Raw genomic sequence first — 26938 nt, forward strand, 5'->3', positions numbered from 1 at the left:
GCGCCGCGAGGCGACTGCCCCGGACTTGGCCGTGTAGCGGACAAGCCCCTTCCGCGAATCCCCGTCATGGACGCGGACCCGGAGCGCGCAGCGCGGAGGGCGCAGCGCGGAGGGCGCAAGGCAGGGCGCGCTTTCTTTTGGTTACTTTGATCAGCCTGCGGCTGCTGAGGAGCGCTTCTTTGCGCGAGCAAAGAAAAGTGACTCGCGCCCAAGCGCGAAAGCTTTTGCTCGCCTCTAAGCTTTAAACAGCAGCAGAAGCAAAGCATCAGTACAAATAAACATCGGCACTGTCTGCACCGCATTAGCCTCAATGCGGATGCCGAAACCACGCGAGCCAAACCAACGCGCACGCTCGCTCGCCATCAATCGTGCTGCGCAGGCCGTCCCAACAGATACCCCTGCCCATAGTCGCAACCCAGCTCACGCAGCGTATCCAGCTGCTGCTCAGTCTCGATCCCCTCACCGATCGTCTCGATACCCAGCGTACTGGCCAGCGCGAGAATGCTGCGCACCAGCGCATAACTGCCCGCACCGCTCTCGCCATGCAACCCGGCGACGAAACTCTGATCGATCTTCAACGCCGAGATCGGAAACCGGTGCAGATACGACAGCGCCGAAAACCCCGTACCGAAATCGTCCAACTGCGCCAACACCCCGCGATCGCGCAGCGCCTGCAGGATCGCCAGCGTGCGCGGCGCATCGTCGAGCAGCGCCACCTCGGTGATCTCCACCCGCAAGCGCTGCGGATCGGCGCCGGCACTGTCGATCAGCCCGAACAGCCGTTCGGTGAAGTCCGGCGAACGGAAATGCCGCGGCGAGACGTTGACCGACACATAGCCGCTACCGCCCCTGGCCAGGCGCTGGATCACCTGCGCGTACAGCAACCAGTCCACCTGCTCGATCAGCCCGCTGTCCTGGCCCAGATCGATGAACTGGCTCGGCACCAGCAGGCCGCGGCTCTCGTGGCGCCAGCGCAGCAGCGCCTCGTGGCCGACCACCGCGCCGTCGACCAGGCGCACGATCGGCTGGTAGAACGGCTCGAAATCGCCGCTTTTGATCGCCCGCCGCAGGTCCGCCTCCAGGTCCAGGCTGCGCAGCGCCGCCTCGCGCATCGCCTCGTCGAACACCGCGCAGCGGTCCTGGGTCTGCACCTTGGCCCGATACATCGCCGCGTCCGCATCGCGCAGCAGTTCCTCACCGCTGTTATAGCGCGGATGCCAGGCGGCGATGCCCAGGCTGCCGGACGGGAACAGCTCGCGCCCGGCCACCCACATCGGCTGGCCGAGCACGCCGAGCAGGCGCTGCGCCAACTCGCGCACGCCCTCCAGCCCCTCTTCGCAGCTGACCAGGATCGCGAACTCGTCGCCGCCCAGACGCGCGACCACATCGTCGCTGCGCAGCGTGGAGACGATGCGCTTGGCCACCTCCACCAGCATGTCGTCGCCGGCGGCGTGGCCGATGCTGTCGTTGACCAGCTTGAACCGGTCCAGGTCCAGGAACAGCACCGCGAACGCCATGCCGTCACCGTTGCGCGCGCGGTTGATCGCTTCGCCGAGCCGGTCCAGCAGATGCGAGCGGTTCGGCAGGCCGGTCAGCGCATCGTGCAGCGCCTGATGGGTCAGCCGCTGCTCGGCACGCCAGCGTTCGGCGATCTGCGCCAGCAACTGCTGGTTGACCTCGGCCAGTTCGCGGGTGCGCTCGGCGACCCGCTGCTCCAGTTCGGCATGCGCCAGCCGCAGCCGCTCCTGCGCGCGCTGCCGCGCCAGGCCGCCGCCGACGTTGTGCGCGACGAAGGTCAGCAGGCGCTGGTCGTATTCGGTGAAACGCACCTGCGTGGTGTAGCTCTGCACCACGATCGCACCGACCACCTCGCCCTCGTCGAACAGCGGCACGCCCAGCCAGCTGTGCGAACGCGTGCCGTATTCCTGCACCTCGCCCTGCGCCACCAGCGCCTCGATCTCCGCCAGTTCCAGCAGCATCGGCCGGCGCTTGCGCATCACGTACTCGGTCATGCCCCTGCCCCGCCGCCGCAGCGGACGCCGCGGGCTGTGCTCGTCCACCGAGTAGACGAATTCCAGCATCTTGGCGTCGTCGGACAGCAGCGCGATGTACAGATTGCGCGCGTCGATCAGCCCGCCGACGATGGCATGCACCTCGGCGTAGAACTGCTGCAGGCTCTCCGAACGGATCGCCAGCTCGGCGATGCGGAACAAGGCCAGTTGCAGGGTCTCGGCGCGCTTGCGCTCCTGGATCTCGTCCTGCAGGTCGTGGTTGGCGCGCTGCAGTTCCTGGGTGCGCAACTGCACGCGCCGCTCCAGCTGCACCTGCGCTTGGCGCCGGTCCATCGCAGTCAGCACGTGCTGGGCGACGTAGGCCAGCAGCGCGCGGTCGGCATCGGTGTAGTGCAGCGCGCGGTCGTAGTTCTGCACCACGATCGCGCCGCAGACGCGGCCTTCGCGCAACATCGGCACGCCCAGCCAATCCTTGCTGTCCGGGCCATGCACGGCGTCGTAGTCCACCCGCAGGCGGTCGCGCACCTGCGGCGACGGGCCGCGCACCGCCTGGCCGTGGCGCAGCAGGGCGAAGGTCAGGCTGTTGGGCATGTCGCGTTGGTAGTACAGCCGTTGCGGATCGGCAACGAAATCGTCGTGGCGGTCGGAGAAATACAGGAAGCGCATGCTCTGCTGTTCTTCGTCGTACTCGACGATGTAGCAGTTCTCCGCGTACATCAGCGAGGCCAGCACCGAATGCACGTGCTGCAGCATCTGCCCCATTTCCAGATCCGCACCGGCCAGGTCGGCGATCTCGTACAGCGCCTGCTGCAGCTGCTTGGACTTCTCCAGGCCCTCGATGCGCGCACGCATCCGTTCGGTTTCCAGCAGTGCCAGGCCGAACGCGGCCGCCATCTCGCACCAGGCGGCGCACTGCGGCTCGGACAACGGGTGTTGCAGCCGGGCGGCCACCGCCACGCGGGCGCCATCGGCCGTCTTCAGCACGTGCAGCAGCGTCTGCGCAGGCGCCGGCACGGTTTCGGCCAGGCAACGCCGCACCAGCGCCGGCAGCCAGGCCGGCGCATCCGGCGTGGCGCCGAACAGGCGCCCGCCGACCGCGTCGTCGCCGCAAGCGATGGCCACCTCGCTGCCAGGCGGCAGCAAGCCGCACAGTGCCACTGCGGTGTGCGTGAAAGCGGGGCCGTCGGGTTGATCCTGGCGGACGATCGCGGACGGCTCGAACAACATCGACAACAACTCCTCCATGACGTCGGACCTGCCCTACGTCTCCCCCCTGGACGGCAGCATACCTTTTACGTGAACAGGCGCACATACGATGACCCCACGCAGGCCGCTGGCACGTTCACTGTCTACGATGTCCGCGCCCCTCCCACCCCTGCCCGCCGCCGCCGCCGTGCACACGCCGCGCTATGCGCCGGCGCGGCAAACGCTTAGGCTTGCCGCCGTGGATGCCCTGGTCGAAACGAGCGACGAAGCCCTGATGCTGGCCTATGCGGCCGGCGACGCCGGCGCATTCGAGACCCTGTACGCGCGTCACCGCGGCCGCCTTTACCACTACCTACTGCGCCAACTGCGCGACGTGGCGCTGGCCGAGGAGATGTTCCAGGACGTGTGGCAACGGGTCATCGCCGCGCGCCAGGGCTGGCAGCCGCAGGCCGCATTCAGCACCTGGCTGCTGCGCATCGCCCACAATCGGCTCGGCGACCACTGGCGCGCCGCCAAGCACCGCCCCGCGGCGCCGGCCGACGCCGAACTGCGCACGGCCAGCGTGCCGGACCCGGATACCCCGGAGCGGCAGCTGTCCGCGTTCGAACAGCGGCGCCAACTGCAGTTGGCGCTGGACGACTTGCCGGAGGACCAACGCGAAGTGCTGCTGCTGCGCCTGGAACAGGAACTGAGCCTGGAGGAGATCGCACAGATCACCGGGGTCGGCCGCGAGACGGTCAAATCGCGGCTGCGCTATGCGATGGACAAACTGCGCGCGAGGCTGGGCGGATGAACGCCGACGAACCGCTGACCCCGGAAGAACGCGCCCTCGCCGAACGCCTGCGACAGGGCCGGCAGGCGCTGCCGTCGGCGGCGCTGGACGCATCGATCCTGGCCGCGGCGCGCGCCGCGGTCGCCGCATCCGCCGAAGCAGATACGCCGCAGCCACACGCAGCCGCCACCGCGCCGGCGCCGCGCGCGGCAGCGCCATTGGCGGCGGATGCGGCCGATCCCGGCGCACGGCCGCGGCGCCGGGCGCGCTGGCCGGCATGGACCGGGCTGGCGGCGTCGTTGACGCTGGCCGTCGGCATCGCCTGGCAACTGCGCACCCCGGCACCGCCCGTCGTGCCGGAACCCACCCCTGCCGCAACGAGTGCCAAGCAGGCCGCTGCCGAGCGACCGGTCGATCCGCAAGAGGCTGCAACTGCGTCTGCCGCTGCAGACGACGCACCCCAAAACGCCACCGCGGTGACGCCGCCCGCACCGCCGTCAACACCTGCGCCGAAGCGGGCGCCGGCGGCTGCCGACCGCGACGCGATGCGCGCCGCACCCGCGCCAGCGGCCGCGGACCTGCCCGCTGCGGCCGAGCCGGCGCTGATGGTCGAGCCACCCTCCCCGGTCGCGCCGCCGGCCCCGGCCATGCCCGCCCCCGCAAACGCACTCGCGCCTGCGCAACCGCAGGCGCTGGCGAAGCCGGCAACGCGCTCGCGCGAAGCGGATGCCGCGCAGCACGAAGACCGCCGCGTGCTGCAGCAACGCCGCCAAGACCGCGGCGAGCGTGCAGGCAACGCCGCGGCGAGCGCACAGGCATGGGAAGCGGAAGGCGACGCCGCGCGCGTCGAGGGCAACCTCAGCGCAGTGCCGGCAACCGCACCGCTCGCCGCGATACCGGACGCGCCTGTCGCAGCCGCAGACGCCTACGACGCCGATCCGGCGTTTGCGGCCGCCGTAGAGAGCGACGCAGGCCTGCCGCCACGACGCTGGCTGGCACGCGTCCGCGAACGCCGCGACGCCGGCGAGCACGCGGCCGCGCGCGCCAGCCTGCAACGGCTGCAACGCGAGCATCCACACACGCGCATCCCCGACGACCTGCGCGACCTGCTCGACCACTGAGTCGCATCCGCGCCCAACCGCGCTGGCGGCGCTACGGACCGATTCGGCGCCGTCGATCGCGGCACAGCATCCGCCTCGCGCATTCCTTGCACGCATGCGCCGCAACCCGAACCCGCCCACTGCCGTTCGCAGCTGTGCGTACATCGGCGCAGTTGCCTTATTGCGCGCGATGCCCAATGGCGCAGCTCACCGGCATCGCAAGCGACGCTCGCATCCCCCCACATCCGCGGTCGGCTGCGACACCTCGACTAGAATGGCGCCGATGCCCGATACGCTTCCCCACCCCGTCAGCCACAGCGTGGACATCAAGCACAGCCGCTTCCTGGCGCAGGCGGCGCCAATCGCCGACACCGGCGCGGCGCTGGCGTTCGTGCAGCAGGTCGCGGTGGCCGATGCCACCCACAACTGCTGGGCTTACCGGGTCGGCGACGACTACCGCTCCAGCGACGCTGGCGAACCGGCCGGCACCGCTGGCCGCCCGATCCTGGCGGCGATCGACGGCCAGGGCTTCGACCGCGTGGCGGTGGTGGTCACGCGCTGGTACGGCGGCATCAAGCTCGGCGCCGGCGGCCTGGTCCGCGCCTACGGCGGCACCGCCGCCGAGTGCCTGCGCCTGGCGCCGCGGCAGCCGCTGCTCGCCTTGAGCCTGATCAGCCTGCACTGCGGCTTCGACGATCTGGGCACCGTGCACGCGGCGCTGAGCGCCTGCGCCGCCGAAAAACTCGATGAACGCTTCGACGCCGACGGCGCCGAACTGCGCCTGCGCCTGCCCAGCGATCGCGTCGACGCCTTGAAAACGCGACTGCGCGACGCCACTCGGAACAGGGTCCGCTGTTCGGAAACCTCCCCCGCATGAACGATCCGTCGGCCGACCAGGCCAAGTCGCTGCGCAAACTCGGCAGCCTGCGCACCCTGTGGCCGTTCGTGCAGCGCCAGCGTGGCCTGTTCGGCGCCTGGCTGTTGGCGCTGGCGGTGTCGTCCAGCGCGACGCTGAGCCTGCCGGTGGCGGTCCGGCAGATGATCGACCACGGTTTCAGCGACAGCAGCAGGATCAACCAGTCCTTCGCGCTGCTGTTCGCGGTGGCGGTGGTGCTGGCGATCGCCACCGCGCTGCGCTTCTACTTCGTGTCGCTGCTGGGCGAGAAGGTCGTCGCCGACCTGCGCGGGCGCCTGTACGCGCACCTGATCGGCCTGCATGCCGGCTTCCACGACCGCAACCGCAGCGGCGAGCTGGTGTCGCGGCTGTCGGCCGACAGCGAGCTGCTGCGCGGGGTGATCGGCAGCACCATGTCGGTGGCGCTGCGCAGCACGGTCACGGCGATCGGCAGCATCGTGATGTTGTTCGTGACCAGCCCGCACCTGGCCGCCTACGCGCTGCTCGGCATTCCGCTGGCGGTGTTGCCGATCGTGCTCGGCGCGCGCCGCCTGCAGAAGATCTCGCGCGCCAGCCAGGATCGCGTCGCCGACGCCAATACCCTGGCCGCCGAAACCCTGGGCGCGGTGCGCACGGTGCAGGCGCATGCGCGCGAACCCTACGAGCGCGGCCGCTTCGGCCAGGCGCTTGCGCTGTCGGTGGACGTGGCGCGGCGCCGGGTGCGTGCGCAGGCGCTGATCACCGCGGTGGCGATCGTGCTGGTGTTCGGCGCGATCGTGCTGGTGCTGTGGTCCGGCGCGCACGAAGTGGCCGCCGGCGAGCTGAGCGCCGGCGCGCTCGGCCAGTTCGTCCTGTATGCGATGTTCGGCGGCGGCTCGGTGGCCTCGCTGGCCGAAGTCTGGAACGACCTGCAACGCGCCGCCGGCGGCATGGGCCGCATCGCCGAGCTGTTCGCCGAACGCCCCGAGGTGCTGGCGCCGGCGCAGCCGCTTGCGCTGCCGCAGCCGCTGCGCGGCGAGGTGCGCTTCGAGAACGTGGTGTTCCGCTATCCGCAACGCCCCGACCATCCGGCGCTGGACGGCTTCGACCTGCACGTGCGGCCCGGCGAGAGCGTGGCCCTGGTCGGCCCCTCCGGCGCCGGCAAGAGCACCGTGCTGTCGCTGCTGCTGCGCTTCCACGATCCGCAAGCCGGCGTCGTGCGGGTGGACGGCGCCGACCTGCGCGAACTAGACCCGGCGCAGCTGCGCGAAGGCATCGGCCTGGTGCCGCAGCATCCGACCCTGTTCGCCGCCAGCGCCGCCGACAACATCCGCTACGGCCGGCTCGCGGCCACCGAGGCCGAAGTCGAAGCCGCGGCGCGCGCCGCCGAAGCCGATACCTTCATCCGCCAGTTGCCGGGCGGCTACGCCAGCGAACTGGGCGAGCGCGGCGCGCGCCTGTCCGGCGGCCAGCAGCAGCGCATCGCCATCGCCCGCGCCCTGCTCAAGGACGCGCCGATCCTGCTGCTGGACGAAGCCACCAGCGCGCTGGACGCGCAGAGCGAACACGCCGTGCAGCAGGCGCTGGAACGCCTGATGGCCGGGCGCACCACGCTGGTGATCGCGCACCGCCTGGCGACGGTGCTCAAGGCCGACCGCATCGTGGTGATGGACAACGGCCGTATCGTCGCCCAGGGCACCCATGCCGAACTGTTGGCGCAGGGCGGCCTGTACGCGGAACTGGCGCGCCTGCAATTCATCGACTGAGCACGCCGCGCTAACACCGGCGGGACTACGGTCCCGCTGCGCCCCATGCAGCAGCTGCGGCGCACTGGCGCCGGCATCGCACGCGGCGCAACTCGGTTCGATGAGTCGCATTCGACAGGAGACACGTCATGTCCTTTCGCCAACTGCCCGCCCTCGGCCCCGACGGCGAGGCCTATCTGATCACCGAGTTCCAGAACGAAGCCCAGCATCAGCAGCAGGCGCAGCACGACGCGCCGTCCACGCCGGCGCTGCGCTACGAACTGGCCGACGGCCGCAAACTGATCCGCCGCGGCCAGCAATTCACGACCACCGGCGGCGAACTGACCCTGACCGCGGCGTGAGTGCGTGCACTGCCGCGCGGCGACGAGCGGTGGTGCGATAGCTCCGCCTGCTGCGCAATGCGCGCGGCGGGCCAGTGGTCAATTATTGACCAAGCCTCTTGACACGCCCGCCCAGCAAGGCGTGCAGACACTTATCCACATGTTTGCGCGCATTCCATCCACACTGCCTGTGGATGAAGTGCGACGGCGGCAACCGGATGTACCTGCCTCCTTGTAGGAGCGGCTTCAGCCGCGACCGGGTCTATCTGGACACGGACATGCATGCGCAACATGCTGCCCACCGACCACAAGCAATCGCATGATCGGTACTGCCTGTCGCGGCTGAGGCCGCTCCTACAGGGTCGGCTGTCTGCGTCGGACTAGCGCGGCAACACCCGGCCGATGCCGCTGGCGTCGATCTCCGCCGCCGCGGCATCCAATGCCGTCGCCACGGTGGCCGGATCGAAACCGATGCGGAAATGCAGCTCGCCGGCCGGCGTGCGCGAGGAATGGATCGAGGCCAGGCTGACGCCGTGGCGCTCGAACACGTACAGCAAGCTGCGTAGCGATCCGGCGCGGTCTTCGGGCAGGTAGACGCTGAGGGTCAGCTGCTCGGTCAGATCCGCGAGCAGATAGCCGACGCGTTCGTAGCTGTAGTTGCCGTGCGCGATCGCCGCCTCGCCCAAGGCCTGGCGATTGGCGTCGAGGAACTCGGCGCGGAACTGCGCACGCGCCGCATCGTCGCCGCGACCGACCTGGTCGCGCAGCCGCGACAGTTGCGCGATCAAGCCGTCGAGCACGCCGCCGACATGCGGGTTGCCGAACTGGATGTCTTCGTAGATCGCCGGATTCAACGCCAGGATGCGCGCGATGATCGCGGTATCCAGTTCGAACGAGGCCGAACGGTACGGCATCAGCGCCTCCAGCGGTCCGAGCGTCGGCGCATGCGCGCGCAGCACGCCGGCCTGGGCCAGATGGCTGGCGTGCACCATCGCCTGCACCAAGGCCATCACCTGGTCGTGGTGGTCGGGCGTGCTGCGCACGCATTCGGCTTCCAGCGCCGTGCACAGCTGTTGCAGCCACGCGCTCCAGTGGGACAAGCGCGCTTCGCAGACCACCAGCACGCGGCCCTTGAGCGTGGGCGACTTCGGCGGCGCGGTCATCGGATGCAGGCCTGCAACCTCCGCCTGCGAGGCCAGCATCGCCGCCACCGGCTCGCGCTTGACCGAGGTCACGTCCAGCCACAGCTGATCGCGTTCGCGCCCGGCGGCGCGGCGCACGTAGTCGCCGATCAGCGCCGGCGTGTGCCGGATCGGCGCGGAGAAGATCAGCACCTGCGCACGCTGCAGCAAGGCATCGGGATCCAGCGACTGCGGATCGGCCGGATCGTGGCCGACCACCTCCAGCTGCATGCGCTCGCGGAAGAACCGGCTCAGCCAGCGGCCATAGGCGCCGGCGCTGCCGACGATGCCGACGACCGGGCGCTGGCTCACGCCAGGCGCTCGGCGGCGAAGCGCAGCGGCGTGGCCAGCGCCGCCGGTGCGGCGGCGAGCACGTCCAGTTCCTCGTAGCCGCTGGCCAGGGTCGCTTCCAGCGCCGCATGCACGCCGGCGATGGCACGGCCGATCGCCAGCTCGAACGCGTCGCCGCGCAACAGGAACGCGACCAGCAACGCCATCAGCACGTCGCCGGTGCCGGCCACGTCCACCGGCAACAGCGGCGAACACCAGCGGTAGACCGCCTCGCGGCTCACCGCCAGGGTCACCAGGTGGCCCGCGTCGCCGCTGACGCTGTGCGCCAGCACCCACTGCGGCCCACGCGCCAGCAACACGCGCGCCGCGGCGATGGCATCGTCCTGGGCCAGCGCCGGCAGGCCAGTCAGGCGGCCGAGTTCGAACGCATTCGGCGTAACCAGCCAGGCATGCGGCAGCAGGCGTTCGGCGAACACGCGCTCCAGCCCCGGCTCGACATAAGGCCCGGTATGCGTATCGCCGATCACCGGATCCAGGCAGTAGCGCAGCGCCGGGCACTGCGGCAGCGTGGTGTCGAGCCAGTCGGCGAACGCGGTGCCGTTGCCGACGCTGCCGAAATAGCCGGACACCAGCATCCGCGCGCGCTGCGGCAGGCCACGCTCGCTGGCGCCGAGCAAGAGCTCGGCGAACCAGTCCGCCGGCAGCACCTTGCCGCGCAGCGTGGCGTAGAACGGCGCATTGCTCAGCAAGGTGGTCGGGATCTCGGCCACGCGCAGGCCCAGCGCACGCAGCGGCGGCACCGCCGCGCTATTGCCGGCATGGCCGTAGACCAGTTGCGATTGCACGGAAATGACATCGACCGGAACCGGCCCGTCGGGGCGCTGGCGACGGCCGTGGATCAGATGGCTTTCGGCGGGTGCGTTCATCGCCGTAGTTTAAGGCCTGGGACTCGGGACTCGGGACTCGGGACTCGGGACTCGGGACTCGGGACTCGGGACTCGGGACTCGGGACTCGGGACTCGGGACTCGGGACTCGGGACTCGGGACTCGGGACTCGGGACTCGGGACTCGGGACTCGGGACTCGGGACTCGGGACTGCAGGATGATGTCCCGGGGTAAATCGATGTCAAGCGATTTGATGCAAAAAGGGCCGATTTTTTTAAAAAAAAGCGGCCCTTTTTTTGTAACTCCGCGCAACCGTTTTTCTGTAGGAGGGGCTTCAGCCCCGACGCGTTACCGGTAACGCGTCGGGGCTGAAGCCCCTCCTACAGAAAAGCAAAAATGCAGCGAACTTGCGAAAATCCCGAGTCCCGAGTCCCGAGTCCCGAGTCCCGAGTCCCGAGTCCCGTCAAGACGTCATCCGATCCCAGAACCCCTTCACCCCGTCGATGAAGGTCGCCGACTTCGGCGAATGCTTGCGCGCGTCCTCGCCGTTGAAGGTGGATTCGAACTGCTCCAGCAGCTTGCGCTGGTCGGCGGTGAGGTTGACCGGGGTTTCCACCACCACGCGGCAATACAGATCGCCTTCGCTGCGGCTGCGCACCGAACGCACGCCCTTGCCGCGCAGCCGGAACAACTTGCCGGTCTGGGTTTCGGCGGGAATGCGGATCTCCGCCTCGCCGCCCAGGGTGGCCACACGTACGGTGTCGCCCAGCGCGGCCTGGGAGATGCGGATCGGCACTTCGCAGTGCAGGTCGTCGCCGTCGCGCTGGAAGATCGCGTGCTCGCGCACCCGCACTTCCACGTACAGGTCGCCAGGCGGGGTGCCGGCCGGACCGGCCTCGCCCTCGCCGGACAGGCGGATGCGGTCGCCGTTGTCCACGCCTGGCGGAATCTTCACCGACAGCACCTTGGTTTCCTCGACGCGGCCGGCGCCGTGGCAGCTGCCGCACGGGTTCTGCACGATCTGGCCGCGCCCGGCGCAATGCGGGCAGCTCTGCTGCATCGCGAAGATGCCGCGCTGGATCCGTACCTGGCCACGGCCCTGGCAGGTGGTGCAGGTCTCGACCTTGCCGTCTTCCGAACCGCTGCCGTGGCAGTGCTCGCATTCGCCCAGGGTCGGGATGTCGATGCGGCGCTCGGTCCCGGCCACCGCTTCTTCCAGGTCCAGTTCCAGCACGTAGCCGATGTCGGCGCCGCGCCGCGCCGCACGGCCGCCGCCGCCGGCACCGCCGAAGATATTGCCGAAGATGTCGCCGAAGATGTCGCCCATGTCCGGGCCGCCAGGGCCGCCGCCGCCCATGCCGCCCATGCCGTGCTCGAACGCGGCATGGCCGTGCGCGTCGTACATGCGCCGCTTGCTGCCGTCGGACAGGACCTCGTAGGCCTCCTTGCACTCCTTGAACGCGGCCTCGGCGGCGTGGTCGCCCGGGTTGCGGTCCGGGTGGTGCTTCATCGCGCAACGGCGATAGGCCTTCTTCAGCTCGTCGTCGCTGGCGGTACGGGCCACGCCCAGCACTTCGTAGTAGTCGCGTTTGCTCATAGATCAGGACTCGGGACTCGGGACTCGGGACCCGGCAGGAAGGGGAAGTGATTCAAAGCAGCTACTCCAGGCGATAACGGCAGGACCGGAAAAAATGGCGGCACCGGAAACCATCGGGACCCGGCAAGTCGCCTTGCCGAGTCCCGGGTCCCGAGCCCCGAGTCCCGGTCTTACTTCTTGTCGTCCTTGACCTCGGTGAACTCGGCGTCGACCACGTCGTCGCCGGCGGCCTGCGCGCCGCCCGGGGCGGCGCCCGGCTGCTGTTCGCCGGCGGCCGCGGCCGCGTACAGCGACTGGCCCGCTTCTTCCAGCGCCTTGGTCTTGGCCTCGATCTGGCCCTTGTCGTCGCCCTTCATCGCCGTTTCCAGGTCCGCCAGCGCCGACTCGACCTTGCCGATCACGTCGCCGCCGACCTTGCTGCCGTGCTCGGTGATCGCGCTGCGGGTGGCGTGGATCAGGCCGTCGGCCTGGTTACGCGCCTGCACCAGCTCGTGGAACTTCTTGTCTTCCTCGCGGTTGGCTTCCGCGTCGGCGACCATCCGCTGGATCTCGTCGTCCGACAGGCCGGAGCCGGCCTTGATCTCGACCTTCTGTTCCTTGTTGGTCTTCTTGTCCTTGGCCGACACGTGCAGGATGCCGTTGGCGTCGATGTCGAAGGACACCTCCACCTGCGGCAGGCCGCGCGGCGCCGGCTCGATCCCGGACAGGTCGAACTTGGCCAGCGACTTGTTGTAGCGGGCCTGCTCGCGCTCGCCCTGCAGCACGTGCACGGTGACCGCGGACTGGTTGTCTTCGGCGGTGGAGAAGGTCTGCGAGGCCTTGGTCGGGATCGTGGTGTTCTTCTCGATGATCTTGGTGAACACGCCGCCCAGGGTCTCGATGCCCAGGCTCAGCGGGGTCACGTCGAGCAGCAGCACGTCCTTGACGTCGCCGGCCAGCACGCCGCCCTGGATCGCCGCGCCCAGCGCCACGGCCTCGTCGGGGTTGACGTCCTTGCGCGGTTCCTTGCCGAAGAACTCGGACACCGCCTGCTGCACCTTCGGCATGCGGGTCTGGCCGCCGACCAGGATCACCTCGGTCACGTCGCTGGCGCGCAGGCCGGCGTCGTTGAGCGCGGTGCGGCACGGCTCGATGGTGCGCTTGACCAGGTCCTCGACCAGCGCCTCGAGCTTGGCCCGGGTCAGCTTGATGTTGAGGTGCTTCGGGCCCGACGCGTCGGCGGTGACGTACGGCAGGTTGACTTCGGTCTGCTGCGAGGACGACAGCTCGATCTTGGCGCGCTCGGCCGCATCCTTCAGGCGCTGCAGCGCCAGCGGATCCTTGCGCAGGTCGATGCCCTGGTCCTTGTTGAATTCCTCGACCAGATAATCGATGACGCGCTTGTCGAAGTCTTCGCCGCCCAGGAAGGTGTCGCCGTTGGTGGCCAGCACTTCGAACTGCTTCTCGCCGTCGACGTTGGCGATCTCGATGATCGACACGTCGAAGGTGCCGCCGCCCAGGTCGTACACCGCGATCTTGCGGTCGCCGCCCTGGCCCTTGTCCAGGCCGTAGGCCAGCGCCGCGGCGGTGGGCTCGTTGATGATGCGCTTGACGTCCAGGCCGGCGATGCGGCCAGCGTCCTTGGTCGCCTGGCGCTGGCTGTCGTTGAAGTACGCCGGCACGGTGATGACCGCCTCGGTGACGGTCTCGCCCAGGAACGCCTCGGCGGTCTTCTTCATCTTCTCCAGCACCTGCGCGGAGATTTCCTGCGAGGCCAGCTTGCGGCCATCGGCGGTGGCCACCCAGGCGTCGCCGTTGTCGTGCTGGACGATGCCATACGGCACCAGGCCGATGTCCTTCTGCACTTCGGCGTCGGTGAACTTGCGGCCGATCAGGCGCTTCACCGCGTAGAAGGTGTTCTTCGGATTGGTGACCGCCTGGCGCTTGGCCGAGGCGCCCACCAGCACTTCGCCGTCCTTGGTGTAAGCGACGATCGAGGGCGTGGTGCGGTCACCCTCGGAATTTTCGATGACGCGGGCCTTGCCGCCGTCCATGATCGCCACGCACGAATTGGTCGTGCCCAGGTCGATACCGATGATCTTGCCCATTGGATGACTCCTGAAAATTTCTGGTGTCCGGCCGCTGCCGGGGTCTGGTTCGGATATAGGGATGGCCGCAGGTCATTCAAGCCATCACCGCAAATTAGCGTTGCGCCGCGGCCGCGCCCGATTCAGGCGCCGCGCACCGGCGCCGCGCGTCAATCGTGCTTGGCGACCACCACGAGCGCCGGCCGCAGCAGGCGTTCGTTGAGCAGGTAGCCCTTCTGGAACACCTGGACCACATGGCCCGGGGCGACGCCGTCGGCCTCGGCCTGGCTGATCGCCTGGTGGTGCTCCGGGTTGAACGGCTGCCCGGTCGGGTCGAGCAGGGTCAGGCCGTTGTCGGCGGCGACCTTGAGCAGCTGCTTGTAGGTCAGTTCCAGGCCGTCGCGCAGCGGGCTGGGCTCGCTGCCGGCGGCGCTCAGGCCGGCGTCCAGGCTGTCGAACACCGGCAGCAGGTCGCCGAGCAGGCGCTCGTTGGCGAACTTGCGCGCCTGCTCGACGTCGCGGGCGATGCGCTTGCGCTGGTTTTCCAGGTCGGCACGCTCGCGCAGCGCATCGGCCTTGACCAGCGCCAACTCGCTGCGCAGCATCTCGATCTCCGCCTGGAGCGGATCGGAGGCCGGCTGCTGTGCCTCGGAGAGGTGTTCAGAATCGAATTCGGGGTGATCTTGGTTCATTTCCGGTTCCCTGGCGGGAGATGCACCCGCCCTACCGCACCACCTATGTGGGCGTGTGCGGCGGATTCAAGATGCTGTGTTGCGTGTTCGGGACTCGGGACCGGGGACCGGGGACCCGGGGATACGCGGCCTGGGGCTTGGCTGGCTGGCGGAAAGGGGTGCCGGCGCTGCGGGCGCGGGGCGGTCAGCGTTCGCTCGGTGGGGTCGGGTCCAGGGCCGCGCCGAGGACTTCGGCGGCGGTCTGCACCAGCGGGATCACCCGGTCGTAGTCCATGCGCTTGGGGCCGATCACGCCCAGTACGCCCAGCACCTGGCCGCCGGCCATGTACGGCGCGGTGACCAGCGACACGCTCTCCAGCGGCACCACCCCGGTCTCCTCGCCGATGAAGATGCGCACCCCCGGCGCGCGGATGGTGCGCTCCAGCAGCTGCAGGATCTCGCGCTTGCTGGCGAAGATCTCGAACAGTTCGCGCAGCCGTTCCAGGTCCGACAGGTCCTGCACCCCCATCAGCTTGGTCTGCCCGGCCAGCACCATGTCGTCGCCGGCCGGGGCCAGCGCCTGCTCGGCCAGCTCCACGCTGTGCGCCAGCAGCAGTTCCATCTCGTCGCGCGCATGGCGCAGGTCGCGCACCAGGCTGGCGCGGATGTCGGCCAACGCGCGCCCGGCGAAATGCGCGTTCAGGTAATTGGCCACCCGTTCCAGCTCGGCCGGCTCGTAGGCCTTGCGCGGTTCGATGACCCGGTTCTGCACCTCGTTGTCGGCGAACACCAGGATCGCCAGCACCCGGCGCGCGTCCAGCGGCACGAAGTCGATATGCCGGAACGCGAACTGCTCGCGCTTGGGCGCGCTGACCACGCCGACGAAGTGGGTCATCGCCGACAGCAACTCCGAGGCGCTGCCGAGCAGCGCCTGGGTGCCGGCGGCGTTGTTCATCTCCGCGCGCAGCCGCGCCACCTCGCCCTCGCCCGGCGGACGCATCTGCACCAGGCTGTCGACGAACACCCGGTAGCCGGTGGCGGTGGGAATGCGCCCGGCCGAGGTGTGCGGCGAGCTGAGCAGGCCGGCGTCCTCCAGGTCGGCGAGGATGTTGCGGATCGTCGCCGGACTCACGTCCAGCCCGGCGTGGCGGGCCAGGGTCTGCGAGCCGACCGGCTCGCCGTCGCGGATATAGCGCGAGATCAGCGTGCGCAACAGCTGCCGGGCGCGTGGGTCGAGCGAGGAGTGGACCGGGGAGGCGGGCATGCAATCAATCCGTGAGACTGGACACTAGATAATGGCTGCATGCCGGCTTGGCAAGTGATTGGCCCACCTCCCCCCGCGTGCTAGCGTTGCGCGGCCCTGGATTGCGACCCCCATGCTCACACATCTCTCGATCAAGGATTTCGCCGTCGTCCGCGGGACCGAACTGGAATTGGGCCCTGGCATGACCGTGGTGTCCGGCGAAACCGGCGCCGGCAAGTCGCTGATGGTGGATGCGCTCGGCTTCCTGTCCGGGCTGCGCGCGGACAGCGGCGTGGTCCGCCACGGCGCCGACCGCGCCGAACTGTCGGCCGAATTCGCCGTGCCCGAGGCCGCCCCGGCGCGCGCCTGGCTGCGCGAAAACGAACTCGACGACGACGACCAGTGCCAGCTGCGCCGGGTGATCCGCGCCGACGGCGGCTCGCGCGCCTGGATCAACGGCCGTCCGGTGACCCTGTCGCAGCTGGCCGAACTGGCCGGCCACCTGGTCGAGATCCACGGCCAGCACGAACACCAGGCGCTGCTCTCGCGCGGCAGCCAGCTCGGCCTGCTCGACGCCTACGCCCGCAACGAGGCCGAACGCGCTGCGGTGCGCGCCGCCGCCGCCCGCTGGCAGGCGCTGCTGGCCGAGCGCGAAACGCTGCTGGCGCAGGGCGACGTGTCCGACCGCATCGGCTTCCTCGAACACCAGCTGGCCGAGCTGCAGCGCGAGGACCTGGCGCCGGCGGCGATCGCCGCGCTGGACGCCAACCATCGCCGGCAGGCCCACGCCGCGGCGCTGATCGGCGCCTGCGAGGGCGCCGCGCAGCGGCTCAACGGCGACGAGGCGCCGGCGGTGCTGGCCCTGCTGCAGCAGACCCGCCACGAACTCGGCAAGGTCGGCGAATACGAGCCGCGCCTGGCCGAGGTCGAGGCGCTGATCGACAGCGCCACGATCCAGCTGGAAGAGGCGCTGGCGCTGATCGACCGGGTGCGCGACGACCTCGACGCCGACCCGGCGCAGTTCGAGGACATGGAGCGCAAGCTGGGCCGGCTGCACGACCTGGCGCGCAAGCACCGGGTCACCCCGGACACGCTGGGCGAGCACCGCGACGCGCTGCTGGCCGAAGTCGAGGGCCTGCGCGGCGCCGGCGAACTGCTGGACGTGCTGGATGCGGAGATCGCCCGCGCCACCCGGGCCTGGCGCGACGCCGCGGCCGCACTCAGCGGCACCCGCCAGCGCGGCGCGCAGGCGCTGTCGCGCGACACCACCGCGCTGATCGGCGAACTGGGCATGGGCGGCGGGCGCTTCGAGATCCAGCTCGAGCCGCACGAGGCCGAGCGTCCCGACCCGGCCGGCGCCGAGCGCGTCGAGTTCCTGGTCGCGGCCAACGCCGGGCAGCCGCCGCGGGCGCTGCGCAAGGTCGCCTCCGGCGGCGAGCTGTCGCGCATCTCGCTGGCGATCGAGGTCGCCGCGCTGGGCCTGGACGCGGTGCCGACGATGGTGTTCGACGAAGTGGATTCGGGCATCGGCGGCGCGGTCGCCGACATCGTCGGCAAGAAGCTGCGCGCGCTCGGCGAGCAGCGCCAGGTGCTGTGCGTGACCCACCTGCCGCAGGTCGCCGCGCAGGGCCATGCCCATTACCGGGTCAGCAAGGCGCCGGTCGAGGGCATGACGCAGAGCTCGGTCGAACTGCTGGCGCCGCGCCAGCGCGAGGAAGAACTGGCGCGGATGCTGGGCGGGGTCGAAGTCAGCAAGGAAGCCCTCGCCGCGGCCAAGCGGCTGCTGCAGAGTGCTGGTTGAGGCGCTGTGCCAGGCTGCGCCGGGCTGGCGGGCTGGGCCTGGGGTTCGGTTCGACAACCGGAGCGCTACTGCGCGCATGTCGCTGGGTCGCCTCGAGCCATCAGGCGACTCGAGCCCTGTGATTCGAGCCGTCAGGCGATATGCAGCTGCAGGCTTCGGATGGTGTCGGGTCGGGGCTGAAGCCCCTCCTACAGTGCACCCAGCCGGTTCGTCGCGAGTTCTCTGTAGGAGCGGTTTCAACCGCGACGAACGAAGCCACCAGCTGTTCCGGCCTCGGAAGCAGTCGGGGCTGAAGCCCCTCCCACAGTGCACCCAGCCAGCTCGCCGCGATTCCCCTGTAGGAGCGGTTTCAACCGCGACGAACGAAGCCACCAGCTGTTCCGGCCTCGGAAGCAGTCGGGGCTGAAGCCCCTGCCACAGTGCACCCAGCCAGTTCGTCGCGAGCCCCTGTAGGAGCGGTTTCAACCGCGACGAGCGAAGCCACCAGCTGTTCCGGCCTCGGAAGCAGTCGGGGCTGAAGCCCCTCCCACAGTGCACCCAGCCAGTTCGTCGCGATTACCCTGTAGGAGCGGTTTCAACCGCGACGAACGAAGCCACCAGCTGTTCCGGCCTCGGAAGCAGTCGGGGCTGAAGCCCCTCCCACAGTGCACCCAGCCAGCTCGCCGCGATTCCCCTGTAGGAGCGGTTTCAACCGCGACGAACGAAGCCACCAGCTGTTCCGGTCTCGGAAGCAGTCGGGGCTGAAGCCCCTGCCACAGTGCACCCAGCCAGTTCGTCGCCAGTCCCGACGGCGGCGATCCGCGGCGATGGCCCTGAGTCGCACGCCACCGCACCCGCGGGCGCCGGCTCAGCCCTTCTTGGCGCTCGGGCGCTTGCTGCGCACGTACAGCACCAGCGAATGCTCTTCCAGCTCATAGCCGTGATCGGCGGCGATCTTGCGCTGCAGTTCCTCGATCTCGGCGCTCTCGAACTCGATGACGTTGCCGGTATCCACGTCCACCATGTGGTCGTGGTGGCCGCCGCGGTCCAGCTCGTACACCGCCTGGCCGCCTTCGAAATTGTGCTTGAGCACCAGCCCGGCCGCCTCGAACTGGGTCAGTACCCGGTAGACCGTGGCCAGGCCGATCTCGTCGCCGTGGTCGAGCAGCTGGCGGTAGATTTCTTCGGCGGTCATATGGTGACGCGCCGACTTCTGCTCGAGCAGCTCCAGGATGCGCATCCGGGGATGCGTGACCTTCAGGCCGACTTTGCGCAGATCGTGGGATTCCATGGTGGCTCCGTTCATAGCTGGTTTAACGCCAGCTGCCTCGGGGTGGGTCGCGGCGGTCGGCGGGAGTGTATCATCGACCCGATTTCCCTCAGTACTGTCCCCGATGCGCAATCTCTTGCTGGTCGCCGCTGTTGCCCTGTCCACCGCTGGCTGCGGGATCATCTATAAGCAGCCTATCTACCAAGGCAACCTGATCAAGCAGGCGGCCGTCGATCAGCTCAAGGTCGGCCAAAGCAAGCAGCAGGTCAACGCGCTGCTCGGCACCCCGTCGATCCCGGATCCCTTCCATGCCCAGCGCTGGGACTACACCTCGACCGAGCGCCTCGACCGCCTGGGCAGGACCGAGATCAAGAATTTCGTCGTCTATTTCGACAACGACACGGTGACCCGCTGGGAAGGCGACTATTTCCCGGAGAACGATTCGGAGCTGGCCAAGAACAGCGTGCGCCAGTTCGGCCGCAACCTGGCCAAGGACAAGAAGAAGCAGCGCCGCAGCGAGTAAGCCGGCGCAGCGGCGGCCGGTGCGACGGCGCTAGCGCCGTTTCGCGCGCCGCCGCCGGGCGTCCTTCGGATCGGCCAGCAATGGCCTGAGCAGTTCGACCCGGTCGCCGTCGTGCAACAGCTGGGTCGGTGCGACGACGCTGCCGTGGATCGCGCAAGGCATGCCCTGCTCCGCCTCGGCCAGCTCAGCCGCCGCCAGCGCATCGGCGACGGTGGCGCCTTCGGGCAGGTGCAAGCTGCGCGCGACGAAGCGCTCCGGCCAGGCCAGCACCACCTCGACCCGCAGCCCGCTCATGCGTGTTCGCGGTCGGCCACGCGCACGAAATCGTTGACCATGCGGTCGGCCAGGCTCTGGAACCCCAGCGCCAGCGCCGGCCCCAGCAGCCGCGAGGCCGGTTCGAAATCCAGCATCAGGCTGACCTTGCTGGCATGGTCGTTGAAGCCGTGGAACTCCCACTGCCCCTGCAGGCGCTTGAACGGGCCGTCGCGCAGCAGCATATCGATGCGGTCGGGGCGCTGCAGCCGGTTTTCGGTGGTGAACCAGGTCCGGAACGAGCCCAGGCCCAGGTCCAGCCGCGCCACCAGGTGCTGGTCGCTGTGTTCGAGCACATGCGCCGCATCGCACCAGGCGAAGCGGCGCGGGTAGGCGGCGACATCATTGACCAGGTCGAACATGCGCGTTGCGGGATGTTCGACCAGGGCGCTGCGGCGGATGATAGGCATTCGGTGCGGGGAAAGTGGACCAAGACGTTCGGGAGGCCCCGAATCGGAGACAATAGCAAGATGAGCAAGAAACCCGCCAAGGATAAAGCAAACGGCGCGACGGCCAACAAGACCATCGCGTTGAACAAGCGTGCGCGCCACGAATACCACCTGGAGGACCGCTACGAAGCCGGCATGGCCCTGCAGGGCTGGGAGGTCAAGTCGATCCGCGCCGGCCGCGCCAACATCGGCGAGAGCTATGCATTCGTGCGCCAGGGCGAGCTGTTCCTGTTCGGCGCGCAGTTCACCCCGCTGATCCAGGCTTCCACCCACGTGGTCGCCGACGACCGCCGTACCCGCAAGCTGCTGCTGCACCGGAGCGAGATCGACAAGCTGATCGGCCGCGTCGAACGCGACGGCTACACCCTGGTGCCCACCGCGATGTACTGGAGCAAGAACAAGATCAAGCTCGAGATCGCGCTGGCCAAGGGCAAGCAGGACCACGACAAGCGCGACGCCGCCAAGGACCGCGACTGGGCCCGCGACAAGCAGCGGATCATGCGGCGGCATAACAAGAACGCGTGAGGCCGGGACTCGGGACTCGGGACTCGGGACTCGGGACTCGGGACTCGGGACTCGGGATGATGTCCCGGGGCATATCGATGTCAAGCGATTTGATGCAAAAAGGGCCGATTTTTTTAAAAAAAGCGGCTTTTTTTTGCAGCTCGAGCGCAGCCGCTTTTTTTGTAGGAGGGGCTTCAGCCCCGACGCGTTACCGGTAAGGCGTCGGGGCTGAAGCCCCTCCTACAGAAAAGCAGAAATGCAGCGAACTTGCGAAAATCCCGAGTCCCGAGTCCCGAGTCCCGAGCCCAACAACACCCTCACGTCCCGCCCAGCATCCGCATCAGGCTCGGCAGGCCATGGCCCTGCATGTACGGATCGCGTCGCAGGTCCAGGCACTGGTCGAGCAGCAGTTGCTTGACCCGGTCCGGGAAGCCGATGAACTCGCGGCGCACCGACAGGAACGCGGCGATCAGTCCGGACACGTGCGCGGCCGCCATGCTGGTGCCGCTCATCTCCACCATCCAGGTGCCGGGGGCGTCGGCGGCGTAGCGGTGATGGGCCGAGACGATCTTCTCCCCCGGCGCCACCAGGTCCGGCTTGTGCCGGCCGTCGGCGGTCGGCCCGCGCGAGGAGAAATACGACACGCCATAGCTGTGCGGGCTGCTCTTGTGCACCGAACCCACCGCCAGCGCTTCCTCCAGATTGGCCGGATCGCCGATGCTCAGGTCCAGGTTCAACGGATAGGCCTGGCCGTCGTTCTGCACCAGCCAGGCCAGGCCGTCGTTGCCGGCCGCGATCACCACCACCACGCCCTGCCGCCATAGCCGGCGCAGTTCGTTGCACAGCGGTGTGAAGCCGCAGCCGTAGCTCTCCGCGTCGAAGTAGCCGCCCAGGCTCAGGTTGACCCCGTGGATGACCAGCTCGCCGGCGCGTTCGTTGATCTCGGCGACCTGCTGCACGCCCTTGATGATCCACGAATCGCGGCCATTGCCATCGTCGTCCAGCACCTTCAGCCCGTACAGCCGCGCCTGCGGCGCCATGCCGGCGAAGCGCAGCGGCGTGGCCGGCGCCATGCCGGGCAGCGGCGCCTCGCACTGCCCGACGATGATCCCGGCCACGTGGGTGCCATGGCCGTTGCCGTCCAGCGCGGCGAAACCGGCGCCATCGCGGCGGCGCAGTTCGCGGGCGCGGCCGCGCTGGGTGCAGTCCCATTGCGCCAGGACCGTTTCGGGCAAACCGGGCTGCTGGAAATGCGGATGCGCCGCGGCGATGCCGCTGTCCAGCACCGCCCAGCCGATGCCGGCGCCGAGCGCACGGTACGCCACCTGCGCCGCGTCGGCCTGCACGGTGCTGCGCGACTGGTAGATCAAGGCGCGCTTGCCGGCGTCGCGCCACAGCCGCTTCAGGCTCAGGCCGCGACAGCGATCGCGCAGGCTTTCGATCTCGAACCGGGTCAGGCGCACTGACACGTAGCGCTGCAGCGTGTCCTCCAGTTCGATCGCTGCGTCCAGCGCGTCGCCCTGCAAACCCGTGGAGGCCTGGGTCAACGCGCGCAGCGCCGCGACCAGATCGCGCTTCAATTGCGCCGGCGCGCGCTCGCCCGGCAGGCGGTCCAGCTCGATCAGCACCTCGTGGCGATAGTCCGGCGCGCGCGCCTCCAACTGATCGGACAGGTCCTTGATCAGCACCGGATGCGCGATCGGCTGGTCGAAACCGACCCCCACCGCGCGCCGCACCTCGGCGCGGACCTCGGGGATGGACAGATAGCCGGAAGCGGAATGCGGATTGCGCTGCCAATCCGGATTGATCCGCGACCCAGCGATATTGTGGAAGCGCCCCTGCGCATCGGCGATGTCGTCGCTCAGGTCGTCGTCCAGCGCCACCGGATCGCGCCGCTCGGCGACGTTGACCCAACGCTTCACGCAGGCCGGAAACGGCAACTTCGGCGTGCCGCTCCACTGCTTGAACATGCTGCGCACCACCGGCAGGCCCAGCGGCGACCCTAGGGTCAGCAACAGCGACACCTCGCAGCCCTCGGCCTCGAATGCGCGCAGCACGTCGTAGGCGATCAGCGAGCCCTGGCTGTGCGCGACCACCACGAACGGACCGCCGCCGGCGCGCATGCGCTGCAGCAGGCTCTCGCGCATCTGCTCGCGCCGCGCCGGCACGAAGAAGAAATCGTGCACGTCCTGCAGCAACGCCGCGGAGATCAGCTTCAGCAGCATCCGGTTCAGCACGTCGATCGGCCCCTGCGCGTGCAGGCCGGCAGCCTCCGGCGCGGCGGCCTGCACCTCGTCCAGCAACTGCTGCAGGCATGCACGCTCGGCGTCGCTGCCGGCCAGCGTATCGGCCAGTTGGCGCAGATCGGCCAGCTGCGGCACCACGCCCAGCGCGCCGAGCACCCGCTGCTCGGCCTGGTTCAGCGCCGGGCCGTGGTCCTGGTCCTGGCAACCGCCCGGCTCCGGCGACGGATAGCGCTCGCGGCTGACCCAGTACGCCATGCGCGTGCGTTCGCCCATCTGGCGACCGAACAGGGCGCGGTCCCACTGGCAGCGCAGCACCTCGGCCGGCGGCTTGTTACCGATGCCATGGAGGTAGACGACCGTGCGCGCCCGCCCCTGCGCCAACGAGCCTTCGCCTGTGGCCCTGGGCCGGGTCGTGCGGGCAGGCGCCCGCGCGCGCGCAGCGCTGGCGGTGGCTGCGCTGCGATGAGAGGACGGCACGCGCCTGGGGGAAGCTTCCGGCTTGGCTGTCTTGGGCTTGGCCGCTTTGGGCGCGCCGGTCCTGGGTTTGTCGCCAGTCCCTGTTTTCGCCGCGATGCGCCGCGTTGGCTTGCTCGGCCGCGCGGCGGCCGTTTCCGCGGTTTTCGCCTGGGCCGGCTGCGCAACCGCCTTCTTCGGCCTGGCCTGCTTTGCCGCAGCGGTTCGCCGCGCGGGCGGCGCCCGGCCGGCATGCGCTGCTGCTTCAGTCGGTTTTGGCGCTGCCGTCGCGGCCGCGGCCGCTCGCTTCTGCGCCCGCCCGGCGGCGCGCGCACGCTGTTGCCTGGTTGCCATCGCGGTGCTCAATGCCTGGGGAGATCCGTCGGCACACGCCGGTAGCGGCAGTGCCGAGTGAAGCCAGCTTAAGCCGCCTTCGTCGCAAGGCTTGTGACTGCCCTCCCCGATCCCTACAATGTGTTCGTCAGCGTTTTACGTTTTCCCTGGGGGTGCACTGGTTTCGACGGGGGTTGCAAAATCGCTTGGCGCATGCCGAGGGGGCCGCTTTCCTCGTAAATCCAGCAGCAAACTTATAGTTGCCAACGACGACAACTACGCACTGGCCGCTTAAGGCCTAGCCCCGAAATCGCTTGTGTCCGTGCTCGCGACGTAGGGTCATTATCACGGAATCGCCGGTGGTGGCTGCCTGTCAGCCATTGGCTAAATGAAGCAGGCTGGTCCCGGGATGCGCTTCGCACATCGTGCTGTTCCGGGATGAGATCCAACGATGAGCTAAGCATGTAGTGCCGGGGATGGAGTGCCTTCGGACGGCGGTTCGATTCCGCCCACCTCCACCATTCGCACCTGCAAAATCAATGCAAGTAGATTGATTTTGCAAGGTTTATTGGTGATTTACGAACCTCAAACGATACCTCTTCCAGGTATCGTTTGAGGTATCGTTTTGCCCAGACACGTTCTTTTGAAGCGTGCAAGCGGGCTCCATGCCAGCGTTGTCCTGCACGCTGACCTGCGCCCATCGACAGGCTGCCACTTCCTCGCGCGTACCCTGCCCGGCCGGGGCGACGCCCCGCCCGGCTGGACTTGGCATGCTCCGTCGGCTGGAAGACGCTGGACACGCGCAGACGACGCTGGATACTGGTGGCGGCCGTGCTGCGACCGCCGCGCCTGCTGCACGGTGGGGCAACGTGGTGCTCGGCAATGTCAAACGCGTCATCGGCATCGCGCCATCGCGCAAGGCAAATATGCAAGGCGTATTTGCCCGAAGCCGACTACCGTTGCAAGCGCAGATCACATTTGCGCGGACTGCTTCCAGGACTTGCCACTGTCATGATGCGATGCAGGCCTGACCGGAGCCGGATACAGCGCTCAATCGGTTTTGTTGGCAGCTCTCAATCATTTACAGAATCTTCGTGCGCTTCGTCCGGGATATGAAGCGCTATCTCGGGAAAGTGTTCGCGGTCTCTCGGATCTTCAAGAACCAGCATTTCGCGCACCTTCCACATCTGCACCGCTTTAGACAGATTGACTGCATTGATCTCGCTATCATCACGAAATATATTGTTATTATTCTCGTCACGGATGCCAAGATGCGAATTCTTCAGCGCCAGCCAATCGTTCGTAGCGGCCAGATAATCGCCTTGCGCTTCGGCACCGCTGCGGATAGGTGCACTTTCGCGCAACCTTTGCGCCATTCCATCCAATTTCTCGATAAATTCAGTGGTTTTGCTTTCACTGAGCATCATGGCGATTGAGGATACCTCACCAAGCATGGTGGGAGTTCCAGGGCAGCGCTTTTCCGGAATGAAAAACGGAGCGTCCGCAACGAAGGGATTTCTATCCTCAATCACCAGATCCAGCAGGGCGTACGCGGTGTCATCGATCCTCTGGTGCGCTTGCTGTTGCGTTTCACTGCTGCTGGACGTCGCGGCGGAAGACGATGCACCCGTGGCGGCCTGGGTGGCCTGGGCCTCCCGGGCAGCCCAGGCAGCCTGGACCTCCCGGGCCACCCGAGCTGCCCAGGCCGCCAGGGCCGAAGTCGGCTCGGAGCGGATAGAGAGGAGTCGGTCGAGTTCATGTTGCAGACGTGGTGGAACTAGGATCGTGCAATCCGCAGGTAGCCGAAAAATACTGACAGGCAGCCTTTGCAGATTGTCGCAGCCGCGCAAGTCGAGCTTCTGAAGTTGCGACAGTTTATGTATATCATGTGGCAACGAGCGCAGATTGCTGCAGTCTCTCAGAATGATTTTCTTCAGCGGCGCTCGCGCTTGTGAAATAAGCGGGTATTCGCGCAACTCCGTGCAGCCACTCAGATCCAGTTGCTCCAGCTTGGGCAGGCCATGAATGCTGCTGTCGAGTTCGGCAAGTGGTGAATTGGCAATCTTTATTTCCTTCAACTCTTTCAGGCGTCGGAGGGACGGCGGGAGCGAGCGGATCCCGGTGTTCGACAGTTCAAGCTTCTGCAAGTTGACCAATCCTTCGCGCTCGCCGGATGCGTTGCGGATCGCAAGATCCTCGGGGAGTTCGGACAAATCCGGGCAGGAGATGACGGAGAGCTCTCGCAACTGCTTCAGCCTGGAAATGGACGCGGGCAGCGCGCTGATCAGATTTGCATCTAACTTCAATGTCCGCAGGCTGGTCAGGTCGCCGATGGACTCGGGAAGTTCCATCAGGCCAGTTCCTCTGATCGTCATATTTTGAAGATGCGAAAAGCGGAACGTCTGCTCCGGGAGCCGTGGCAGCGGGAGATATTCGATATCCAATGAGGTGACGTTGGGAGACGTTGCACGTGCCAGCATCCTTGCAGTGGCTTGTAGCGCGACGCGGGGATGGGACTCGATTCTATGTGCCGGCGCGTAGATGGAGCTCGAGGCGCCTAACCAACTGGAGCTTTCAGCCTCGCATTGCTGGCGCCACTGCGATAGCACGTGCGCGTAAGATCGAATCGGTTCGCTGCTTTGCAGGAGCGGCTGGTGCTGCAGCGCTTGCGCAGGCGAAGGTGTCGCCAGGATGCGCGGAGAAGGTGCCGCCGCCGCTTGCATCGGATGGTGGAGCGCATCCGGGGTGGGTTGATGGCCGGGCGCATCGCTGCGCCGCGATGGCGTTGACGGATGGCGCGCGCGCTGACGAGGAAAACGTCTGAACAGGCCGCTGAGCAGGCCAGAACTGGGTTGCGTTGCGCCAAGCGGCGGCGTCCGCTCGCCCGATGCTGCGCTCGTACTCGATTCGGCGTGCTGCGGAATTTCCGCTGGCGTTTCTGGCGCGCGCGAGCTGTTGACGCGTGGCATGGCAGTCCTCGTTCGCTGCATGGCGTATGCACGGCATGATCGATCTGAAGCGCAGCGGATAACGGGTTCGGCGCGAAACCCTGATCGGTGGGGCGAAGTCTAGGTGGGTGCGATG

20 protein-coding genes, 1 other RNA gene and 1 pseudogene are annotated in these 26938 nt (G+C 68.2%); 10 read left to right on the top strand and 12 right to left on the bottom strand.

Annotation, left to right across the window (positions count from 1 at the left end; translation table 11 throughout):
* Positions 1-362: 362 nt before the first annotated feature.
* Positions 363-3239 (bottom strand): bifunctional diguanylate cyclase/phosphodiesterase, encoded by a 2877-nt coding sequence (locus KHF85_RS11520; protein ID WP_284569536.1) that lies wholly within the window; start codon positions 3237-3239, stop codon positions 363-365.
* Positions 3240-3456: 217 nt separating this feature from the next.
* On the opposite strand from KHF85_RS11520, the gene KHF85_RS11525 reads away from it, so the two are divergent.
* From KHF85_RS11525 to KHF85_RS11545, 5 genes are all read left to right on the top strand, one after another.
* The gene (locus KHF85_RS11525) at positions 3457-4011 is read left to right on the top strand and encodes an RNA polymerase sigma factor (RefSeq protein ID WP_053841824.1); all 555 of its coding nucleotides are present in this window, start codon (positions 3457-3459) and stop codon (positions 4009-4011) included.
* Between the two features lie 278 nt (positions 4012-4289).
* On the top strand, positions 4290-5111 hold the full coding sequence (locus KHF85_RS11530) for a hypothetical protein (protein ID WP_284566781.1): 822 nt from the start codon (positions 4290-4292) through the stop codon (positions 5109-5111).
* Between the two features lie 262 nt (positions 5112-5373).
* Positions 5374-5967, top strand: coding sequence for an IMPACT family protein (locus tag KHF85_RS11535; RefSeq protein ID WP_284566782.1), 594 nt, complete (start codon positions 5374-5376; stop codon positions 5965-5967).
* Positions 5964-7730 (top strand): ABC transporter transmembrane domain-containing protein, encoded by a 1767-nt coding sequence (locus tag KHF85_RS11540; RefSeq protein ID WP_284566783.1) that lies wholly within the window; start codon positions 5964-5966, stop codon positions 7728-7730. The genes KHF85_RS11535 and KHF85_RS11540 overlap by 4 nt, the downstream gene beginning before the upstream one ends.
* A 128-nt stretch (positions 7731-7858) precedes the next feature.
* Positions 7859-8071: a hypothetical protein gene (locus KHF85_RS11545; protein ID WP_053835725.1), complete on the top strand. Its 213-nt coding sequence runs from the start codon at positions 7859-7861 to the stop codon at positions 8069-8071.
* 359 nt (positions 8072-8430) lie between these two features.
* On the opposite strand, the gene KHF85_RS11550 is transcribed toward KHF85_RS11545, so the two are convergent.
* From KHF85_RS11550 to hrcA, 6 genes are all read right to left on the bottom strand, one after another.
* Positions 8431-9543: a prephenate dehydrogenase gene (locus tag KHF85_RS11550; protein WP_284566784.1), complete on the bottom strand. Its 1113-nt coding sequence runs from the start codon at positions 9541-9543 to the stop codon at positions 8431-8433.
* Complete coding sequence (gene pdxY / locus KHF85_RS11555) at positions 9540-10448, bottom strand: pyridoxal kinase (RefSeq protein ID WP_284566785.1); 909 nt, start codon at positions 10446-10448, stop codon at positions 9540-9542. Before pdxY ends, KHF85_RS11550 begins: the two co-directional genes overlap by 4 nt.
* A 422-nt stretch (positions 10449-10870) precedes the next feature.
* Positions 10871-12004: a molecular chaperone DnaJ gene (gene dnaJ, locus KHF85_RS11560; protein ID WP_284566786.1), complete on the bottom strand. Its 1134-nt coding sequence runs from the start codon at positions 12002-12004 to the stop codon at positions 10871-10873.
* A gap of 170 nt (positions 12005-12174) precedes the next feature.
* Positions 12175-14091, bottom strand: coding sequence for a molecular chaperone DnaK (gene dnaK / locus KHF85_RS11565; protein ID WP_003468012.1), 1917 nt, complete (start codon positions 14089-14091; stop codon positions 12175-12177).
* 149 nt (positions 14092-14240) lie between these two features.
* Positions 14241-14762: a nucleotide exchange factor GrpE gene (grpE, locus tag KHF85_RS11570; RefSeq protein WP_284566787.1), complete on the bottom strand. Its 522-nt coding sequence runs from the start codon at positions 14760-14762 to the stop codon at positions 14241-14243.
* A gap of 184 nt (positions 14763-14946) precedes the next feature.
* Positions 14947-16005, bottom strand: a complete 1059-nt coding sequence (hrcA, locus tag KHF85_RS11575; RefSeq protein WP_284566788.1) for a heat-inducible transcriptional repressor HrcA — start codon at positions 16003-16005, stop codon at positions 14947-14949.
* Between the two features lie 112 nt (positions 16006-16117).
* Here hrcA and recN point away from each other — a divergent pair, with 112 nt between their 5' ends.
* Entirely contained in the window at positions 16118-17785 is a 1668-nt protein-coding gene (recN, locus tag KHF85_RS11580) for a DNA repair protein RecN (RefSeq protein WP_284566789.1), read from the top strand.
* A gap of 847 nt (positions 17786-18632) precedes the next feature.
* Here recN and fur read toward each other — a convergent pair.
* Positions 18633-19055 carry a ferric iron uptake transcriptional regulator gene (gene fur / locus KHF85_RS11585; RefSeq protein WP_009596849.1) on the bottom strand — a complete coding sequence of 141 codons (423 nt, stop codon included), beginning with the start codon at positions 19053-19055 and terminating at the stop codon, positions 18633-18635.
* Positions 19056-19158: 103 nt separating this feature from the next.
* Here fur and KHF85_RS11590 point away from each other — a divergent pair, with 103 nt between their 5' ends.
* Entirely contained in the window at positions 19159-19557 is a 399-nt protein-coding gene (locus KHF85_RS11590) for an outer membrane protein assembly factor BamE (RefSeq protein WP_003467992.1), read from the top strand.
* 30 nt (positions 19558-19587) lie between these two features.
* Here KHF85_RS11590 and KHF85_RS11595 read toward each other — a convergent pair whose 3' ends face one another.
* Both KHF85_RS11595 and KHF85_RS11600 read right to left on the bottom strand, forming a co-directional pair.
* A complete protein-coding gene (locus KHF85_RS11595) occupies positions 19588-19851 on the bottom strand; it encodes an RnfH family protein (protein WP_284566790.1) in 264 nt (87 codons plus the stop codon).
* Positions 19848-20279 (bottom strand): type II toxin-antitoxin system RatA family toxin, encoded by a 432-nt coding sequence (locus KHF85_RS11600; RefSeq protein WP_064539630.1) that lies wholly within the window; start codon positions 20277-20279, stop codon positions 19848-19850. The genes KHF85_RS11595 and KHF85_RS11600 overlap by 4 nt, the downstream gene beginning before the upstream one ends.
* A gap of 60 nt (positions 20280-20339) precedes the next feature.
* Between KHF85_RS11600 and smpB the strand changes: the two genes are divergently transcribed.
* Positions 20340-20843, top strand: a complete 504-nt coding sequence (smpB, locus tag KHF85_RS11605; RefSeq protein WP_064539629.1) for an SsrA-binding protein SmpB — start codon at positions 20340-20342, stop codon at positions 20841-20843.
* Positions 20844-21139: 296 nt separating this feature from the next.
* On the opposite strand, the gene KHF85_RS11610 is transcribed toward smpB, so the two are convergent.
* Positions 21140-23545, bottom strand: coding sequence for a S8 family serine peptidase (locus KHF85_RS11610; RefSeq protein WP_409976612.1), 2406 nt, complete (start codon positions 23543-23545; stop codon positions 21140-21142).
* Between the two features lie 478 nt (positions 23546-24023).
* Here KHF85_RS11610 and ssrA point away from each other — a divergent pair.
* Together ssrA and KHF85_RS11620 are read left to right on the top strand one after the other, a co-directional pair.
* Positions 24024-24375: a transfer-messenger RNA gene (ssrA, locus tag KHF85_RS11615) on the top strand.
* Between the two features lie 240 nt (positions 24376-24615).
* A pseudogene (locus KHF85_RS11620) lies at positions 24616-24970 on the top strand (hypothetical protein); the annotation flags it as partial.
* On the opposite strand, the gene xopL reads toward KHF85_RS11620, so the two are convergent.
* Positions 24928-26823 (bottom strand): type III secretion system leucine-rich repeat domain-containing effector XopL, encoded by a 1896-nt coding sequence (gene xopL / locus KHF85_RS11625; RefSeq protein ID WP_284566791.1) that lies wholly within the window; start codon positions 26821-26823, stop codon positions 24928-24930. The pseudogene KHF85_RS11620 and the gene xopL overlap by 43 nt on opposite strands.
* Positions 26824-26938: the final 115 nt, after the last annotated feature.

The organism is Xanthomonas graminis pv. graminis, assembly GCF_030168915.1.
Taxonomy (GTDB): Bacteria; Pseudomonadota; Gammaproteobacteria; order Xanthomonadales; family Xanthomonadaceae; genus Xanthomonas_A; species Xanthomonas_A translucens.

What these genes read in the sequence shown, in the direction of transcription:
- dnaJ (WP_284566786.1), bottom strand. Translation starts at nt 12,004, where the DNA reads ATGAGCAAACGCGACTACTACGAAGTGCTGGGCGTGGCCCGTACCGCC.
- grpE (WP_284566787.1), bottom strand. Translation starts at nt 14,762, where the DNA reads ATGAACCAAGATCACCCCGAATTCGATTCTGAACACCTCTCCGAGGCA.
- KHF85_RS11540 (WP_284566783.1), top strand. Translation starts at nt 5,964, where the DNA reads ATGAACGATCCGTCGGCCGACCAGGCCAAGTCGCTGCGCAAACTCGGC.
- KHF85_RS11595 (WP_284566790.1), bottom strand. Translation starts at nt 19,851, where the DNA reads ATGAGCGGGCTGCGGGTCGAGGTGGTGCTGGCCTGGCCGGAGCGCTTC.
- KHF85_RS11545 (WP_053835725.1), top strand. Translation starts at nt 7,859, where the DNA reads ATGTCCTTTCGCCAACTGCCCGCCCTCGGCCCCGACGGCGAGGCCTAT.
- pdxY (WP_284566785.1), bottom strand. Translation starts at nt 10,448, where the DNA reads ATGAACGCACCCGCCGAAAGCCATCTGATCCACGGCCGTCGCCAGCGC.
- smpB (WP_064539629.1), top strand. Translation starts at nt 20,340, where the DNA reads ATGAGCAAGAAACCCGCCAAGGATAAAGCAAACGGCGCGACGGCCAAC.
- recN (WP_284566789.1), top strand. Translation starts at nt 16,118, where the DNA reads ATGCTCACACATCTCTCGATCAAGGATTTCGCCGTCGTCCGCGGGACC.
- hrcA (WP_284566788.1), bottom strand. Translation starts at nt 16,005, where the DNA reads ATGCCCGCCTCCCCGGTCCACTCCTCGCTCGACCCACGCGCCCGGCAG.
- xopL (WP_284566791.1), bottom strand. Translation starts at nt 26,823, where the DNA reads ATGCCACGCGTCAACAGCTCGCGCGCGCCAGAAACGCCAGCGGAAATT.
- KHF85_RS11590 (WP_003467992.1), top strand. Translation starts at nt 19,159, where the DNA reads ATGCGCAATCTCTTGCTGGTCGCCGCTGTTGCCCTGTCCACCGCTGGC.
- KHF85_RS11600 (WP_064539630.1), bottom strand. Translation starts at nt 20,279, where the DNA reads ATGCCTATCATCCGCCGCAGCGCCCTGGTCGAACATCCCGCAACGCGC.
- dnaK (WP_003468012.1), bottom strand. Translation starts at nt 14,091, where the DNA reads ATGGGCAAGATCATCGGTATCGACCTGGGCACGACCAATTCGTGCGTG.
- KHF85_RS11520 (WP_284569536.1), bottom strand. Translation starts at nt 3,239, where the DNA reads ATGTTGTTCGAGCCGTCCGCGATCGTCCGCCAGGATCAACCCGACGGC.
- KHF85_RS11535 (WP_284566782.1), top strand. Translation starts at nt 5,374, where the DNA reads ATGCCCGATACGCTTCCCCACCCCGTCAGCCACAGCGTGGACATCAAG.
- fur (WP_009596849.1), bottom strand. Translation starts at nt 19,055, where the DNA reads ATGGAATCCCACGATCTGCGCAAAGTCGGCCTGAAGGTCACGCATCCC.